This is a genomic window from Crocosphaera sp. XPORK-15E, from assembly GCF_034931425.1.
Lineage (GTDB): Bacteria > Cyanobacteriota > Cyanobacteriia > Cyanobacteriales > Microcystaceae > UHCC-0190.
This window is the reverse complement of sequence record NZ_JAYGHQ010000015.1, coordinates 46,574-63,179: the sequence shown is the minus strand read 5'-3', so window position 1 is coordinate 63,179 and position 16,606 is coordinate 46,574. Positions and strand designations below refer to the sequence as shown.

Here is a 16,606-nt window from a genome sequence, read left to right as displayed (position 1 = left end):
CTACTAGGACCGATTTTCAGGTAAAAGCCATGTCCGTTGGGAGTCTGATAGTAATTTTTCTACCCGTAGTCGTTGAATCATCCCGTCTTTTTCGGGAATCATTTCACCTAAATAAGTCGTTGACTCAGAATTGACTTCTGTGGGAATCCACTCATTTTTGGGTTTATACATGGTATCCGTCACTCGCTCTGCCAGCAGTCCGACGTAGCGCGTTGTACCATCAGGCATGGGATAATTTACCATGATAATCCGAGTGCTGAGGCAATGACGACAGGGATAACCCCCAATTAGATGACATAAATCGATGGCCGGCACAATTTTACCACGATAGTTAAAGACTCCTGCCACATATTTTGGAGCTTGATATAGTTTTCTCAGCAAAACTTGGGGGATAATTTCTGCCACCTGTTTACTGTCAATGGCGTATTTTTCATCCCCAAGGTGAAAGAGCAGTAAGAGCATACTATTTTTTTAAGAAACTCCCAGATATTGCTATTATACGGCGATAAAAAAGGTGGGTTAAACCCACCCCCAAAAACGCAGGCTATCTTGATATTATTCCATCATATTCATAAAGAAATCAATGGTTTCTTTTAACGCCACAATAAAAGCATCAATTTCTTCACGAGTATTATAGAAATATAAACTTACTCTGGCACTTCCAGAGGCCTTAAACAAACGATGTAAGGGTTGAGTACAATGGTGGCCGGAACGAATGGCAATGCCTTCATGATCTAAGATGGTTGATAAGTCGCTGCCGTGTATTCCTTCTATATTAAAGGCGGCTAAGGCTGCCCTTCCTTTACCGTCTTCTGTGGGTTTTGGCCCATAGATTCTCAGGTTAGGAATTTCTGCCAGTTTTTTAAACAAATAGGCGGTTAATTCTTCCTCATAAGCATGAATATTATCCATGCCTATACCCATTAAATAATCAACGGCCGCCCCTAAAGCGATCGCTTCTCCAATGGCGGGGGTTCCTGCTTCAAATTTATGGGGTAATTCGCCACAGGTAAACCCATCAAAAAAGACTTCATTGATCATTTCTCCCCCGCCTAAAAATGGGGGCATTTCTTCTAAAATTGCTTGCTTTCCATACAAGAAACCAATTCCTGACGGGCCACACATTTTATGTCCACTTGCTACTAACCAATCACAACCCATTTCCTGCACATTAATGGGAGTATGGGGAACACTTTGACAAGCATCAATTAAGACTTTAGCCCCATTTTTATGAGATAAATTGATAACTTCTTCAACGGGATTAATACAACCTAATGTGTTAGAAACATGAACAATAGTAACTAACTTGGTTTTCTCAGACAACAAAGATTTAAAATGTTCTAAATCAAATTCTTCATTGTCGGTTAATTGTACATATTTAATCACTGCCCCCGTCTGTTTTGCAATGATTTGCCAAGGAACAATATTACTATGATGTTCCATCACTGAGGTGATAATTTCATCTCCTGGTTTTAGATTATTTATACCCCAACTATAGGCAACTAAATTGATAGCTTCAGTTGCATTTCTTGTAAAGATGATTTCTTGTCGAGAAGCAGCATTAATAAACTTAGCTATCTTATCTCTTGCCCCTTCATAAGATTCTGTTGCTCTGACACTTAAAGTATGGGCCCCACGATGAACATTTGCATTGTCTTTTTCGTAATAATTCCGCAACGCATCAAGTACCGCTACAGGTTTTTGAGAAGTAGCAGCATTGTCTAAATAAATCAAGGGCTTTTCGTGAATTTCTTGGTGTAAAATTGGGAAATCTGCACGAACTTTGGTGGCGATGGTTTTTTCTTTAATGGCAGTCATAATTATAATTTGTAGGGGCGCAATGCTTACGCCCTTTGTGAATTTTGTGAATTTGTAGGGGCGCAATGCTTACGCCCTTAATTAAGCATCTACGGTACGACAAGCAACACATTGAGTTAGTCTTTCTTGGAGAGAATTTACGGGAATTCTTTCTAATATTTCTGCTGCAAAAGCATCAATTAGTAGATGACGGGCATCAGTTTCATTTAACCCCCGACTCTGTAAATAAAAGAGTTCATCCGCTTCCAATTGACTAATAGTTGCCCCATGGGAACATTTAACATTATCCGCCGTAATTTGTAATTCTGGCTTCGTATTAATACGAGCTTTAGATGATAATAACAAATTCCGGTTTAATTGGGTAGCACTGGTAACTTGAGCAGGTTTAGGAACGAATATTTTGCCATTAAAAACCCCGTGAGCATTACCATCTATAATACATTTATGTAATTGATTGGTTACACCATAGGGATGATTGAGCAAAACCGCACTATGAGTATCTGAAATTTGCTGATTATCAATCATTGTTAACCCGTTAAGATGGGTTTCTGTTTGGTTGCCATTTTGTAAAATTTGTAGAGTATGACGAGATAATTTTGCTCCTAAATTTACCTCATTGCAAGTATAACGACTATCTTGATTTTGAGTAATGGCACTCTTACCAATATGGAAGCTATTCGCTAATTCTCGTTGGATGCGACTATGATTAATTTGGGCGTTATCTTCTAACCAAATTTCTGTCACAGAATTAGTAAAATAAGGCTGATTTTGTATCACGTCAGAACATTGTTCAAGTCTGCCATAATATTCAACAAAAGACAAACTAGAACCCTTTTCCGCTACTACTAAAGTACGAGGTTGAATGAGGGTAGGAGTATCACTAGCAACGGCAATAAATAGCAATTGTATGGGGGTTTCAACCACAATATTAGGATTAACCCAAATGACAGCAGCATCCTTAAATCCTGCTGTATTTAATGCGGTAAATGCGTCTTTTTCCCCTTCTTGTTTCCCTAAATACTTGACAATCTTACTTTTTTGTGTATCTGAAAGATTGTTTAAATTACCAACATAGATATCTGTCGATAAAGCAGAAACATTAGATAACTCAGAAACATATTGCCCATTGACAAAAACAATACAGCTTTTTTGGGCTTCGGGTAAGATAAAAATATCAGCAATTTGTTGAGTAACTTTCTCAGGTTTTGCTGTTTTAAATTCTAACTGATATAATTCAGAGAGATCAGTAAACCGCCATTCTTCATCCCGACGAGTAGGAAGGCTTAATTCTTTGACCTGAGAAACAGCATTTTTCCTTAAGTTTTGCAGATATTCAGCATCAATAACAGGAGAATTTGCTTGACACTGCTGTAATAAGTTGTCTAGGTAGGTTTCTTGACTCGTTTTATCTAGGGTTGGGTTATTCATGCGGTTAATTGAAGTAATACGCAAGTACGCTCTCTCTAAACAGGTTAAGTCTGTCTAAAAGGTTGATGCCATCGGTTGACTGAACCTGGCTCTATAACTATCTTACAATAGTTTAGCAACATTTTTGTTGTTAAAGTTGCTTTTTTGCATCATAGGGTGTTTGATATTTCTTGGAGAAACAGCAGACGTAGGGCCATGGCGTAATAATGAATAATGAATAATTATTAATTATCAATTATTAATTATTCATTGATAAATGTGTCATTGTTGTGTTTACCTGCTAAGTAACAATTGTGCCATTTTGTACAGAACAGGAATTAAAGTGATGTTATTTTTGAAGTATACTAATCATTTCCTACCTCCCCATGAAAACGAAATTGAAGCTTAATAAGCTATTAGATGCAAAAGCATCCAATTCTTTTGTGATTAATAATGCTTTATTCTTTCAAAAACTGCCATTTCAAGGGAAACTAGCCATCAACAAACAAAGAAAAAGAACAGATAATCAAAGCACAAATGAGGACTCTATAGCTCAAGTGAGTCAAGAAAATGAGCAGCCTAAACAAGCATTAGAAGTCAAAGAGCAAGTTATTAAACAACTCAAAAATCTAGATAATCAAGAAGTCAATAAAAGCGATTTTCAACGAATTATAGAAGGGGTAGCACATGGGTTATTGCTTATTAATCATGAAGGAAAAGTAAAGTTTATTAATTCAGCTGGTGAGAAACTATTTGGTCGTCCTAAATCTGAATTAATCAATCATTTTTTAGGCTTACCTATAGCAGACGAAAATACAGAGGTAACAATTTTTCGTCCTGGGGGTCACATAATTATGGCGGAAATGCAGGTTTCTAGCATTACTTGGGAGTCAAAGACTGCCTATATCGCCTCCATAAGAGATGTCACAGTTTAAATCTAAGGGCTGTTGCGGTTTGCAATTCTGTAGGGACTTAATACTATTAAACCCCTACAGAATTGCAAACCTTGATAGTCTTGTCCCAACTCCCACTAACAATAGTCCTACCATCAGCACTTATAGCTACACTTTTAACCAGGTAAAAATGACCTTCAAGACTTGGACTTCTATCTGTTTATATAGGATGTTTGTAAATGAAACAGTATTAATATATACTTTAAAACTTTTGTAGATAAATTAAGCTATTAATTAAGTAAAACTCTAGACCTTAACCCCCCCCAATTCCCTCAAGCAAATTCACGATCCTTAATGCGTCTTTTTTAGAATAAAAAAGATGTGTAGGTTTTGTTTGATTATTAGTTGTCCTTAAATTCCCCAAGCCAAACCAAGGAAGAGAAAAAACTTATGGTTAGTCAGAACAATAACACTGATCTTCATCATGTCGTCATTGTCGGTGGTGGTTTTGGAGGACTTTATGCCGCCCAAAAACTAGCCAAAGCCCCCGTCAAAGTCACATTAATTGATAAACGAAACTTTCATGTTTTTCAACCATTACTATATCAAGTAGCAACCGGAGGATTATCCCCTGCTGATATTTCTTCCCCATTACGCTCTCTTTTAAGTAAAAATAAAAATACTGAAGTGTTAATGGGAGAAGTGACCGACATTGACCCCGAAAGACAAACGGTCAAAATGCGTTACCGAGAAATTGCTTATGACTCCCTCATTGTAGCCACAGGTGTGACCCATCAATACTTTGGCAATAACTGGGAAGATAAGGCCCCAGGCTTAAAAACCATTGAAAACGCCCAAGAAATTCGTCGGCGGATATTTATTGCCTTCGAGGCCGCGGAAAAAGAACCTGACCCCGAAAGAAGAAAAGAATGGTTAACCTTTGTCTTAGTAGGTGGGGGCCCGGCTGGGGTAGAATTAGCAGGAGCCTTAGCTGAATTAGCCCATGGAACCTTAAAAGAAGATTTCCGCAATATTGACACTTCCCAAGCGAAAATAATCCTCTTACAGAGTCCTCAATACATCTTACCTGCCTATCCTCACCATCTTTCACTCAAAGCCCAAAAATCCTTAGAAAACCTAGGGGTGACGGTGAAAACGGGGGTTAGAGTCAACGATATTAGGGGCCAATGTATAACCTACCGTTGTGGTGATACCTTAGAGCAAATTCGCGCCCGTACTATTCTCTGGACAGCAGGGATGAAAGCTTCTCCTGTTGCTAATATCTTATCTGAATGTGCCGACGCGCCACTAGATAAAGCGGGAAAAGTTATAGTTGAGCCTAATTTTCATCTACCTAAATACGAGAATATCTTTGTCATTGGGGACGTAGCTCATTATCCCGACGGTAAAGGGGGTATTTTACCCGGTATCGCCCCTGTAGCCATGCAAGAAGGGGAATATGTCGCCCGTTTTATCCGCAATGGTTTAACAAACAAGCCTTTAGCCCCGTTTAAGTATACGGACTGGGGTAACTTAGCGGTTATTGGCAAACACCAAGCTGTTGTCGATATGGGATGGATAAAATTATCCGGTTTCCTCGCTTGGTTTGTCTGGTTATTTATCCATGTCTTCTACCTGCTCGAATTCGACAATAAGCTAATTGTGATGACTCAGTGGGCCTGGAGTTACTTTACAGAAAGTAAAGGGGCGCGTTTAATTACTACACCAGGACAAGATCCTGAAATTCAGCTTGAAGATGACAATGAGAAGATGGCTTATACCTTGACTGCCATTGAACATTTGAGTGCGATCGCTGAAGGTAAAAAAGAAGTTACTTATGATGTTAGCTCGATCGATCACAAGCAAATGGCCTTTTATGAAGAGACATTCAAGCGGTTTGATCAAGATGGGGACAAAGTCTTATCTAAGTCAGAACTACAAGCTTTATTGCAGTCTGTGGGTCGTTTTTATTCTCCTGAGAGATTCGCTGAAGTGATGGATATGGTCACAGTCAGTCCTAATAGTGAAAGTCTCACCCTGGCTGAGTTTACGAATCTTATCCATTGTGATTTAACGGATACCTCGGAAGAAGCCATGTTACAACGTTTCCGCTTCTTTGATCTTGATGGTTCGGGTCGTATTAGTCTCGAAGAATTAAAGTTATGTTTGCGAGACAGTGACACAGGGATCTCTGATGCTGAAATTGAGCAAATGCTCAAGTTAGCTGATACTAGCGGCGATCAAGAACTTAGTTATGAGGAGTTTTCTCAAATTTTTGACCAGTTCAAAACCGCAGTTCCTCAAGCTTAACTGTTGTGTCTAGTTTACAATAGAGAGAACTTCCTTAAAGGTAAGATCAGTAGTAGAATCGACTACTACTGATCTTACCTTTAAGGTATTTTATTGCTTAATCAGATGAGCCTCTAAAAACCATAATCGTTTGTCAATATCACGGGAAATCTCGGTATAAAGATCAGCCGTATCAGCATCTCCTAATTCATCAGTTTTACCAATGGCTTCACGAAGATGGGCCCCATAAGTAGCATAACGATCAGCTAAGGCGGTGATATGTTGGACACCATCGACGATATCATAGGGATATTCGGCAATTAAGGACTCAGATGCCGCAATTCTGGCAGTTCCCATGGCTGTCCCTCCCAAGGCAGTAATTCTTTCCGCTACCATATCCACATAGCCTTCTAATTCACCCGCTAGGGTATCAAAAAGCTCATGTAATTGGTAAAAATCTAGTCCTTTGACATTCCAATGGGCTTGTTTAGCTTGGGTTTTGAGATCTAAACTGGTAGCTAAGGTTTGACTAAGGATAGCAATAATTTCTTGACGTACATCTGCAGCAATATCGATACGAGTGGGGTATAAACGGGCTTTTGCTTGGGGTTTCGTGACTTGTGCTGTTGCCATGATTATGTCTCCTTTTCGTTAATATTTCTACTCCACTTCCCTTATTAGGTTTATCCCTTTGGTTCTTAAGTGGAAGTCGTTATGAGTTTGATTGGCCTCATTGTAGTCATAATGAGTATGACTTGTCAAGCATAAACTCTAAAACTCTTGTGTAGGGTGGGTTAGGTGGGGATATCTTATGCAGCTAATAGGTTAATTGATTATCCACCGTAACCCACCGATTAGAAGATTTGCTTGATCACAAAATTAGTCTATTGGCTCATCAGTAATAATAGAAAGAGATTTTGCTCTCATTGCATTGAGGGGGCTTTCTCTAGCTAGTTTTTTGATGGCTTCTTTTAAATTATCAGAAAGAAGATTTCCTTGATAAAAATATGATTTAACCATGTCACATAATTTAGGGTGACCAACACGAAGCCACTTATAATAATCATCAATAGTTTGACGATTTAAAAACTCTCTATCTTCTTCTGAAGAAGAATTTTTGTCAACAATACCCAGTAAAACTGTTGTAATATCTTTACTGGCATAATATTCTGTAATTCTGCTTTCTAGAAATTCTAGTAAATCAGGAAAATCATTCACTCTAGATCTTAAACTTTCTAAATCATTAGGTTCTGTTATTTTTATAATATGCTTTAACAATGGTTTTTTATAACTAGAAATATCTACTTTAATCACTGAAGCTAATTTTTCTAATGTTTTAAATTGCTCAATTGATATGTCAAGATAATGACTTTCTAAAAATTGAGTTATTCGATTTGAAATCTCTGTTTCAGAATCTCCAAAACAATTATAATAAGGTTGCCAAATCAAATCTAATTTTTCAAGAATTTTTCCTGTCACTTCTTTTTTATTCAATACTTCTCCCTTACTTACAAATTCATTTTCATCTAATAAATAAGTTTCTATAAAATTGCGAATTTCAGTATTAATTTCCAGATTAGAATATCCACAATCCCAAAGTTTAGATCTCTCCTTTATTCTTTCTGAATTTTCTACATTTTTTTCATGTATCGAAAAATATTCTGTATAAGTTAAAACCGTATCTATACTCACACCATAACTATGATCAAGTTTAACCAAAGAAATTACAATAATATTGATGATAATTTGAGAACGAACTTTCGGTTCCCAATTTTCCATTAAAGGTCTAAATTTATCTAAATTCCAATGAATTTTTTTGAAAATTCTGATGTTATTTGTGTTAGCAGTGTTAAAGGTTTTTTGAATAACTTCTATATCAGGATCATCTTTTTGAAAAATAATACAAAGGTTTTCGTCTACCTTCGGGTTTAACTCTACCTCAATATCAATAACTTTCTCTCGATATTCTTTTAATGCTTTTGTTGAGGTGTCATCATTTAAAAGATGTTCCTCATTATAGATGAGAATAACTTTACATTCTTGTTTTTGAACTAAATGTTCAATAAACCCCAAAATTTCATCTAGTTTTAAGCTTGATTTTCTTTCGAGATCATGAATACAAATAATTGATTTTTTTACTTTATTAAACATTAAATTTAATAGCAAATTACTAGCCATCATAATCATTGGCCCTGTTAGTTTAAAATTTCCTATATTGGGAATTAGAATATCACTGGTTACTGTATTTTTTTCCATTAGTGATGACTTGTTATTGAATAAACCCCACCAATTTCCTACCCTTTTTTTTACAATGGCATTATTTTCATGGGAAACATAACCCGCTAAAGTTTGTGCTTTTAACTGTTCAAGGGAAGATAAACCAAAAACAGAAGCATAATAATATCCTTTGTTAGCTTCTTTAAGAAAATCTTTAAGAAAATCTTCAACAAAATAAGTTTTTCCAACTCCCCACTTACCCTTAATAGCTAACACATTAAGCTGATTATCATTAAGAAATAAATCAAGAACTTCTTTTACCTGTTGACGGCCACCTTGAAGATTAGACTGAGTAGAATTACTAGACATCATAATTGTAAATTGCTGATTTTATTTATGTTAGCAAAAATTTAATTGATTGCCTAGTAACCCTCTCAAAAAAGTCACAAATAATTTACATTAATGAGGACGAATACCCCCAAACAAAGCAATTTCAAAGATTTTTATAAAACAGTCAACCTCAATAAAGCCAATAACTCTTAACCACTGACATTGAGTTTCCACCAAAGTTAAAATATTAGCAACCTTATCAGGACGATTATAATACTGTGACTCAATTTCTTGACGAGAATTTTGTGAACCTTGTTGTTGATGGAAAGCATAAAGAGAATCGACAAAAAGATCATTAAATGCTTTTTTACCCAACGAAGAAACCGAAGAAACGTGTTCTAAATTCAAAAATAATCCTCCTGGTTTCAGGAGTTGATAGATTTCTTCATAAATTTCTCTTTTGCGATTATCTGGTAAATGATGAATGGCAAAACCTGAAACAATGACATCAAATTTAACTGTTTTATCAATCAAATTAATCCAATCTTTTTGTCCAAAATCAGCCATGATAAAAATTGATTCTTGTTGCTCACTTAAATTGTTTTTTGCTGCTTTAATCATGGGTTCTGAAAGATCTAAAAAACAGCCTTTTGCTTGAGAAAAATCTGAATAAATAGCTTTGCCTAAAATGCCATTACCACAACCTAAATCAAGAAAATTATCAACCTGAGATTGAGTTAAATTAATTAACCTTAGTATTATTTCAATTTGCTCTGCTGCCAACGGAATTGCGCCTCTAACCCCTTCCACAAAGCTTTTAGAGAGTTCCGCTTTTTCCCACACCTTATAAGTTTCCTGTTGCGACATAATCCCTCAAGATAATTAAATTATTGACATCATATCAAATAAATAGCTATCTGGGTTAATTAAAGCCAATTAAGGACTACAAAATTCTTTGGGTTGAATACCTAGACTTAAAATTAAATCATCACCCTTATTTAGTTTATATTCATGAAAACCAGGTTCTGTATAACGAATTTCATTGCCAGGCTGATCTCTTTTTTTATTCTTACCGAAAAAACTAATTTGAATTAAACAGCCTCCAGAAGCAGTCCAATTTTCATAGTCATATTTAGAATTATAAGGCACTAAGTTTGTATTATTTTTGATAAAGCATTCTGTTCCGACTGGAACATTATTATTGCCTACATCTGGAGGAAAATAACCTTTCTCCAGCCTAAGTCCTTCTAATTCCCGTTTTAAACATCCCATGTGAATTTTTGCCTTGCCATAATGAAACTTATCAACCGTTGCCACATAAGCGGGAATTGAAATAGATGATAAAATGCCAATAATAATAACAGTAATGAGTAATTCAAGCAGGGTAAATCCGGGTTGAGACTTCTTAGAAAGCCTCAACAAATAAGCGAGAGATAATCGATTAAGCAGCAACATAAATTTAAACCTATTTCTGCTTTAGTGTTGACTTAAATTAACCATAACCAAGTAAAAAAATGATCTTGTGTAAAGGATACCCAAATTAGGCTCAAATCAGATCAATAACCCCTAAAAATTATCCGTTGTTAGCCACAATAAAGAAAATAACACCGGCCAGGCAAAATTAAACACAGTTAGTTAGAGTTTGGGAATGAGAACCAAAGATCCTGTAAACTGAGAGAAATGATACAAAGCAATTGGTTGGTTAAGGCAGTTAGACATGGTTATGACAAGCGAAAACCGTGTGGCGCAATCAGAAGCATCTAGTTTCGACCTCGCGTCCTATCTCGATGAAAAAAAACAGTTAGTTGAAGCAGCACTCGACGCATCTCTTCCCATTAGTCGTCCCGAAAAAATCTATGAGGCCATGCGTTATTCTCTCTTAGCCGGTGGCAAAAGGCTTCGTCCTATTCTTTGTCTAACCACCTGTGATCTCATGGGGGGAACAACTGAGATGGCACTTCCTACGGCCTGTGCTTTGGAAATGATTCACACCATGTCTTTAATTCATGATGATCTCCCCGCCATGGACAATGATGATTATCGACGGGGAAAATTGACGAATCACAAAGTTTATGGGGAAGATATCGCTATTTTGGCCGGAGATGGCCTATTATCCTACGCCTTTGAACACGTTGCCACCCAAACCCGTAATGTAGATTTGCCTAACCTGGTTGACGTAATTGCTCGTTTAGGGCGTACCGTCGGGGCCGCTGGGTTAGTGGGGGGTCAAGTCTTAGATCTCGAATCTGAGGGGAAATCAGATGTTACAGTTGAGACATTAAAATCAATTCATATTCATAAAACCGGAGCTTTATTAGAGACTTCTGTGGTGTCTGGAGCCATTTTAGCAGGTGCTTCTGCTGATGATGTGCAACGGTTGTCCCAGTACGCCCAGAATATCGGTTTGGCTTTTCAAATTGTGGATGATATTTTAGATGTCACGGCAACCCTAGAAGAACTAGGTAAAACCGCAGGGAAAGATGAACGGGCGCAAAAAGCCACCTATCCTAGTATTTGGGGCATCGAAGAATCTCAAAAACAAGCCCAAACCTTAGTTGATGAAGCGATCGCTCAATTGACTCCTTATGGGGATAAAGCAGCCCCCTTAGCGGCGATCGCCCACTTTATTGTTACTCGCAAAAACTAAATTTTTCCCTCACCATATATTATGCAGGATGTTGAAACAATTCTTCAAAACAAAATACTCTTAGCTTCCTTAATCGCTTGTTTTTCGGCTCAGGGGTTAAAAGTGATTATTGAATTGATTCGTCATCGAAAAATCAATTTTCGCTTTTTCATGAGTACAGGGGGAATGCCTAGCTCCCACTCAGCTTTAGTGGGTGCCTTAGCTACAGGTGTCGGCCTTACCAAAGGTTGGGAAAGTGCAGAATTTGCGATCGCCTCTTTATTCGCTGTCATTGTGATGTACGATGCGGCCGGAGTTCGTCAAGCGGCGGGGAAACAAGCACGTATTCTTAACCAATTACTCGATGAGTTTCTTCACGACGCTCATCACTTAAATGCAGAAGAACGGTTAAAAGAGTTACTCGGACACACCCCCTTTCAAGTCTTGGTTGGCTTAGCTTGGGGCATCGGTATTTCTATTTTAGCTTTACCTGTCTTTTGATGAAATGTCGTCTCGTCGCTTTTGTGATGGGTGTCACTGTCTGATCTGGTTATTTCCGCTTAAAAAGGAAAGGTAACAGAATAGAAAAATTAAGGTTTTGACTCAATAATCAACGGATTAGGGTCATCAAATTTTGATATTTCATCATATTTGTTGGCCCGAATGTGATCGACAGAGAAAAAACTTTGCTAACGTATGAGTAAGCCCACTAAATATTTTCATCTACCAGGAACAAACGTACCGGACTTTTCTCAACCATCAAACGTTGTGAAGGGATAATCTAGCGACACTTCCGATGAGAATTCATTACAATAGCTGAAGATTCAATCAGTGCTGAGGAGAATTACCCGGTGGCAATAGCAACCAGGAATGGATCGTTTGACTGTTATGATTCCTTAGCATAATTCAACTGACTATCATCAGAGGTTTTCTCGCTAACAAGGTAGGTGAACCCAATCAAAGACTAACCAATCCATGATATTCCCTTATGACATGAATTAAGGTTAGTCAACTTCCCCATTGTCGTTAGACACTTTTCTATCATTATGAACTCAAATGGCCCCCCATCTCTAACCTCTGGTAACATACCTAAAAATTTATGGAATCTTTTGCCATTAAATCAAAAACCGTTCCCGATTTTTTGTAATCGAGGCTACAATCGGATAGGTATTTAATTTTTTTGACCTGGGACAATGAAATAACGGCGATTATGGCAAGGATGACAAATGGTTATTCTGACTGTGATCCTCCCGAATAACAGATACCCAAACATTGATCCCCTTCAAGAAAATTGAGTTTATCCTAAAACTAATCGAGTTAGACTCACTGACTTAACTCAACTAATAATTCACCCTATCTTCTAGTTTTGCACTGAAGGAGCAAGAGGAAAACGGCATGACGCAGGCTAATGACCTACTAACCCTGGATGAGCCTCAGATGGATGTGGCGTTCTTTATTGATGAAGACATAGATGACGTAACTGATGATGTAACCGATGAGGCAATGGTTGAACCGGAAGGGAAAAAAACCCGAAAGATCAGCGCTTCTCGTCGTCGAGATCCGAGTAAGAAAAAGCCTTACACTGAAGATTCAATTCGGGTCTATCTGCAAGAAATAGGTCGTATTCGACTCTTACGCGCTGAAGAAGAAATTGAACTGGCCCGTAAAATTGCTGATTTACTCCAACTAGAGCGCATCAGGGAAGCTCTCTCGGAGGAACTGGACAAAGTACCCACGGATACGGAATGGGGCAAACGAGTCTTTCAATGGGAAACCTCAGAGGAGATGCTCCGCGCTCAGTTGTCCAAAGAGCCTAGATGGTCTGAAATTACTGCTAGTCTCAAAAAACCAGAGATTATCTCAGATTTGGAGAAGTCATGGACGTTAGAACTAAAGTCCTATCTTCCCAGGTTTAAGCGTCGTCTGTATTTGGGACGCAAAGCCAAAGATAAAATGGTTCATTCTAACCTCCGTTTGGTGGTTTCGATCGCTAAAAAATACATGAATCGGGGTCTGTCTTTCCAGGATTTAATTCAAGAGGGTTCCCTCGGATTAATTCGGGCGGCAGAAAAATTCGATCATGAGAAGGGTTACAAGTTCTCCACTTATGCTACTTGGTGGATTCGTCAAGCCATTACCAGGGCGATCGCTGATCAGTCTCGGACAATTCGTCTTCCGGTTCATCTTTACGAAACTATTTCCCGTATTAAGAAAACGACAAAAATTCTTTCTCAGGAAATGCGCCGTAAACCCACGGAGGAGGAGATCGCTACCCGCATGGAAATGACCATCGAAAAGTTACGTTTCATCGCTAAATCGGCTCAATTACCCATATCTTTAGAAACCCCCATCGGGAAGGAAGAAGATTCCCGTTTGGGGGATTTTATTGAAGCAGATGGGGAAACCCCAGAAGATGAAGTCTCTAAAAATCTCTTACGAGAAGACCTAGAGAATGTGCTGGATACCTTGAGTCCGAGGGAACGGGACGTATTACGGTTACGTTATGGCTTAGATGACGGACGGATGAAAACCCTAGAGGAAATCGGGCAGATTTTCAATGTTACTCGTGAGCGTATTCGGCAAATTGAAGCCAAAGCACTCCGAAAATTACGTCATCCTAATCGTAATAGTATTCTCAAAGAATATATTCGGTAGCATTTTCATTTATTTTCAATGTCAACTACTCCGATCAGCTTTTATAGTTGGTCGGATTTCAATTTAGTTTAATATAATCCCTCTCCCAAAAGGAGTGCAAGTTATTGGAGACATTACATAATCTAAAATTACAAATAAGCCAAATTGTGCATGAGACAAAAAACTGGATTTCTGCAAAGAAACCCAGTAATAGCAATGAGATTGACAAAAATGGGACTATTTCGTTACAGAATTCCCCAAAAATGGAGTACCCCTTGACCTGTTACTAATTCCACAATTAAAGCAGAGACAAAGCCGATCATAGCCAGGCGACCATTCCAGTTTTCAGCGTAGCCTGTAAAGCCGAATTTTCCTTCGTTTTGGTTGTTGCTTTTCATGGTGGGTAGCAAAATGAATAATGTTATGTAAACTATTGTAAACAAATATTAAGTATTTAGCAACATTTCAGGGAATTTAGGGGAAGCTACCAAATATATTAAAGATTGACCGCTACCTTGTACAATCGAAAATAACTCTTAAAAAAATATAAAAACTTTTCAGGTGACATGGCTTCCAACAACTTAGGCGCCCAAAATCTTCAACTGCTACTCTCTATACTCTTACCAAGAGGGTGTCGTCTCTCAGTGGTTTCAGATACCACTTATCGTATTAACTGCCCTGATTACGACATTGCTCATATTGTTTGGGAAAATCGGGTAAATTGTGTTTATCCCCTGCTAGGGGAGGGAGAAGTGCTGGAAGTAGTTGCTTCTGACTATTATGCCAGAAGTTATCCGAAACCCTCTTAACTAGAATCATTGATATCACCTCAAAATCGCCACCTAGGGACTTTAAGATAAGTTTTGTAAACTTATCTTGCACTTCTGCTATAACCCTTTAGAATCTGAGAAAGCAGATCCGAAAATCAACTGAAATTTAGCCAGAATTATAGCGATAAAGATATCAATGATGACGCAGCCCTTTATCCTCTCGCCCCGCTATCGCCTTGATGATTCCTCACCCTGGTTAGAAGGGGTTGATCCTTCTCGACGCTATTGGTTAGCTGTTAATAGCAATCAACAATTACAAGTGGTTATTCCTGGTTTATGGGTGTCATCCGTCCAGGAATTAAAAGAAGTGATTCTACAATTCCGTTCTCTTCAACCTCAAGAAAAAATGGTCATTAAGCGCATGATTAGCGGCTTTACCATTCAATGTATCAGTAGCAATTGTTATGCTATTCAAGGAAGGGTTAACGGTGCGTTGGCTTGGCATCTTTTTGATAAGGAAGCTATCGAAAGCTTGCTGATGACTGGTCATCCTGATTGGATTCCCTCACCACAAGATGTAGAATTGGGACGTAAGCTTTTAGAGGCTGCTTTTAGGCAACCTGCTTATGCTATTTAACGTTGCAAACCAGCTAATTCACTTAAAGAAGCTAAGAGCTTAACTTCAACGGAAATAATTTCTTGCACAGGGTTAAGAACAAATGTCCAGGCCACATTAACGCCGAATAGGGGAGTTTGTACTTTTCCTGTGATTCTGGCTTGGATCTGGTCTTTTTCTAAGATTTCTACTGTCCCTTGACGGGGCTGAAGTTTCATCCCTGTTGCTTCTGTTTGTAAATAAGTGGCGATCGGATCTTGTCCCACCACAGGAGACTCAAAGGGAGGATATAAAACACCATCAACAGCAAATAATTTAGATGCTTGTCTGTATTCTCCTGCATTTAATGTGTCAAAATAACGTTCAATAACAGGTTCGGTAATGCCTTCTATTTGAGTTTGTTCAAATACGGTCATGTTACAATTTAAGGGATTTAGGACTAAAAGAAAGAGCAGAAAATTCTGCTCTTTCACTATTAGGAGATTAGGGAAGATTAGAAAAACGATTATGCTAGGGGATCAACTCCCATATCAACCACAGCGTTGCGTAAGACAGTAATTTGTTGATTAAAATCTAGGTTTTGGATAGCAACTAAAGCATTGTTCGCTTCTTGGGTTAACTTATAGTAGGGAGGAACAGGAATCACAACTCCAGATTCCATAAGTTCAGCTAGTTGATACCAGAAAGCTAATTTGGTATTGTTGGTGAGGGTTCCATAAGCACGGGTGATGGGGGTGCTTACTTTCTTAACCAAATCCCGCATAAATTTTAGTTGCTCATCTTGGGACATTTGTTTAACTTGGTTGAGAATCCCTTCAGCAAATTGTAAACGGGCTGCACCAGTAGCGGCAGGGGTGATAGAACGTCCAATTTCTGTGTAAGCAACCCAGAGTAAGCCGAGTTTGTCATCTGTGCTGAGACGCTGAAATCTTGCTGTTACAGAGGTAACGTCAACAGCTTGGTTGTTTAGAATTGTAGCTGGATTGGTTGCTGTGTAAGTCATGAT

16 protein-coding genes and 3 pseudogenes are annotated in these 16,606 nt (G+C 38.1%); 8 read left to right on the top strand and 11 right to left on the bottom strand.

Annotated features, from left to right (window positions below):
- Positions 1–3 precede the first annotated feature (3 nt).
- The 3 genes from VB691_RS17070 to sufD form a co-directional block, all read right to left on the bottom strand.
- Positions 4–462: a chemotaxis protein CheW gene (locus VB691_RS17070; RefSeq protein ID WP_323292716.1), complete on the bottom strand. Its 459-nt coding sequence runs from the start codon at positions 460–462 to the stop codon at positions 4–6.
- Positions 463–555: 93 nt separating this feature from the next.
- Positions 556–1,818 (bottom strand): SufS family cysteine desulfurase, encoded by a 1,263-nt coding sequence (locus VB691_RS17065; RefSeq protein ID WP_323292715.1) that lies wholly within the window; start codon positions 1,816–1,818, stop codon positions 556–558.
- Between the two features lie 81 nt (positions 1,819–1,899).
- The gene (gene sufD, locus VB691_RS17060; RefSeq protein ID WP_323292796.1) at positions 1,900–3,246 is read right to left on the bottom strand and encodes a Fe-S cluster assembly protein SufD; all 1,347 of its coding nucleotides are present in this window, start codon (positions 3,244–3,246) and stop codon (positions 1,900–1,902) included.
- Positions 3,247–3,611: 365 nt separating this feature from the next.
- Between sufD and VB691_RS17055 the strand changes: the two genes are divergently transcribed.
- A complete protein-coding gene (locus tag VB691_RS17055) occupies positions 3,612–4,160 on the top strand; it encodes a PAS domain-containing protein (RefSeq protein ID WP_323292714.1) in 549 nt (182 codons plus the stop codon).
- 46 nt (positions 4,161–4,206) lie between these two features.
- Here VB691_RS17055 and VB691_RS17050 read toward each other — a convergent pair.
- A pseudogene (locus tag VB691_RS17050) lies at positions 4,207–4,311 on the bottom strand (hypothetical protein); the annotation flags it as partial.
- A gap of 257 nt (positions 4,312–4,568) precedes the next feature.
- Between VB691_RS17050 and VB691_RS17045 the strand changes: the two are divergent.
- Positions 4,569–5,912: pseudogene (locus tag VB691_RS17045) on the top strand (NAD(P)/FAD-dependent oxidoreductase); the annotation flags it as partial.
- Positions 5,889–6,428: an EF-hand domain-containing protein gene (locus tag VB691_RS17040; RefSeq protein ID WP_323292795.1), complete on the top strand. Its 540-nt coding sequence runs from the start codon at positions 5,889–5,891 to the stop codon at positions 6,426–6,428. The pseudogene VB691_RS17045 and the gene VB691_RS17040, both read left to right, overlap by 24 nt.
- 90 nt (positions 6,429–6,518) lie before the next feature.
- Here VB691_RS17040 and dps read toward each other — a convergent pair whose 3' ends face one another.
- The 4 genes from dps to VB691_RS17020 form a co-directional block, all read right to left on the bottom strand.
- Positions 6,519–7,040: a DNA starvation/stationary phase protection protein Dps gene (gene dps, locus VB691_RS17035; protein ID WP_323292713.1), complete on the bottom strand. Its 522-nt coding sequence runs from the start codon at positions 7,038–7,040 to the stop codon at positions 6,519–6,521.
- 246 nt (positions 7,041–7,286) lie between these two features.
- The gene (locus VB691_RS17030; protein WP_323292712.1) at positions 7,287–8,996 is read right to left on the bottom strand and encodes a P-loop NTPase fold protein; all 1,710 of its coding nucleotides are present in this window, start codon (positions 8,994–8,996) and stop codon (positions 7,287–7,289) included.
- 87 nt (positions 8,997–9,083) lie between these two features.
- Positions 9,084–9,821: a class I SAM-dependent methyltransferase gene (locus VB691_RS17025; protein WP_323292711.1), complete on the bottom strand. Its 738-nt coding sequence runs from the start codon at positions 9,819–9,821 to the stop codon at positions 9,084–9,086.
- 69 nt (positions 9,822–9,890) lie between these two features.
- Positions 9,891–10,409, bottom strand: a complete 519-nt coding sequence (locus VB691_RS17020; RefSeq protein ID WP_323292710.1) for a type II secretion system protein — start codon at positions 10,407–10,409, stop codon at positions 9,891–9,893.
- Between the two features lie 262 nt (positions 10,410–10,671).
- On the opposite strand from VB691_RS17020, the gene crtE reads away from it, so the two are divergent.
- The 3 genes from crtE (at position 10,672) to rpoD (ending at position 14,235) form a co-directional block, all read left to right on the top strand.
- A complete protein-coding gene (gene crtE / locus VB691_RS17015) occupies positions 10,672–11,601 on the top strand; it encodes a geranylgeranyl diphosphate synthase CrtE (protein WP_323292709.1) in 930 nt (309 codons plus the stop codon).
- 21 nt (positions 11,602–11,622) lie between these two features.
- Positions 11,623–12,081, top strand: a complete 459-nt coding sequence (locus VB691_RS17010) for a divergent PAP2 family protein (protein ID WP_323292708.1) — start codon at positions 11,623–11,625, stop codon at positions 12,079–12,081.
- 870 nt (positions 12,082–12,951) lie between these two features.
- Complete coding sequence (gene rpoD, locus VB691_RS17005) at positions 12,952–14,235, top strand: RNA polymerase sigma factor RpoD (protein WP_323292794.1); 1,284 nt, start codon at positions 12,952–12,954, stop codon at positions 14,233–14,235.
- A 224-nt stretch (positions 14,236–14,459) separates the two neighbouring features.
- On the opposite strand, the gene VB691_RS17000 is transcribed toward rpoD, so the two are convergent.
- Entirely contained in the window at positions 14,460–14,612 is a 153-nt protein-coding gene (locus VB691_RS17000; protein WP_007308517.1) for a chlorophyll a/b-binding protein, read from the bottom strand.
- A gap of 168 nt (positions 14,613–14,780) precedes the next feature.
- Here VB691_RS17000 and VB691_RS16995 point away from each other — a divergent pair, with 168 nt between their 5' ends.
- Both VB691_RS16995 and VB691_RS16990 read left to right on the top strand, forming a co-directional pair.
- A complete protein-coding gene (locus VB691_RS16995; RefSeq protein ID WP_323292707.1) occupies positions 14,781–15,023 on the top strand; it encodes a hypothetical protein in 243 nt (80 codons plus the stop codon).
- Positions 15,024–15,180: 157 nt separating this feature from the next.
- Positions 15,181–15,621, top strand: a complete 441-nt coding sequence (locus tag VB691_RS16990; protein WP_323292706.1) for a hypothetical protein — start codon at positions 15,181–15,183, stop codon at positions 15,619–15,621.
- Positions 15,622–15,746: 125 nt separating this feature from the next.
- Here VB691_RS16990 and VB691_RS16985 read toward each other — a convergent pair.
- Together VB691_RS16985 and VB691_RS16980 are read right to left on the bottom strand one after the other, a co-directional pair.
- Positions 15,747–16,016: pseudogene (locus VB691_RS16985) on the bottom strand (nuclear transport factor 2 family protein); the annotation flags it as partial.
- A gap of 89 nt (positions 16,017–16,105) precedes the next feature.
- Complete coding sequence (locus VB691_RS16980; protein WP_323292704.1) at positions 16,106–16,603, bottom strand: orange carotenoid protein N-terminal domain-containing protein; 498 nt, start codon at positions 16,601–16,603, stop codon at positions 16,106–16,108.
- Positions 16,604–16,606 lie beyond the last annotated feature (3 nt).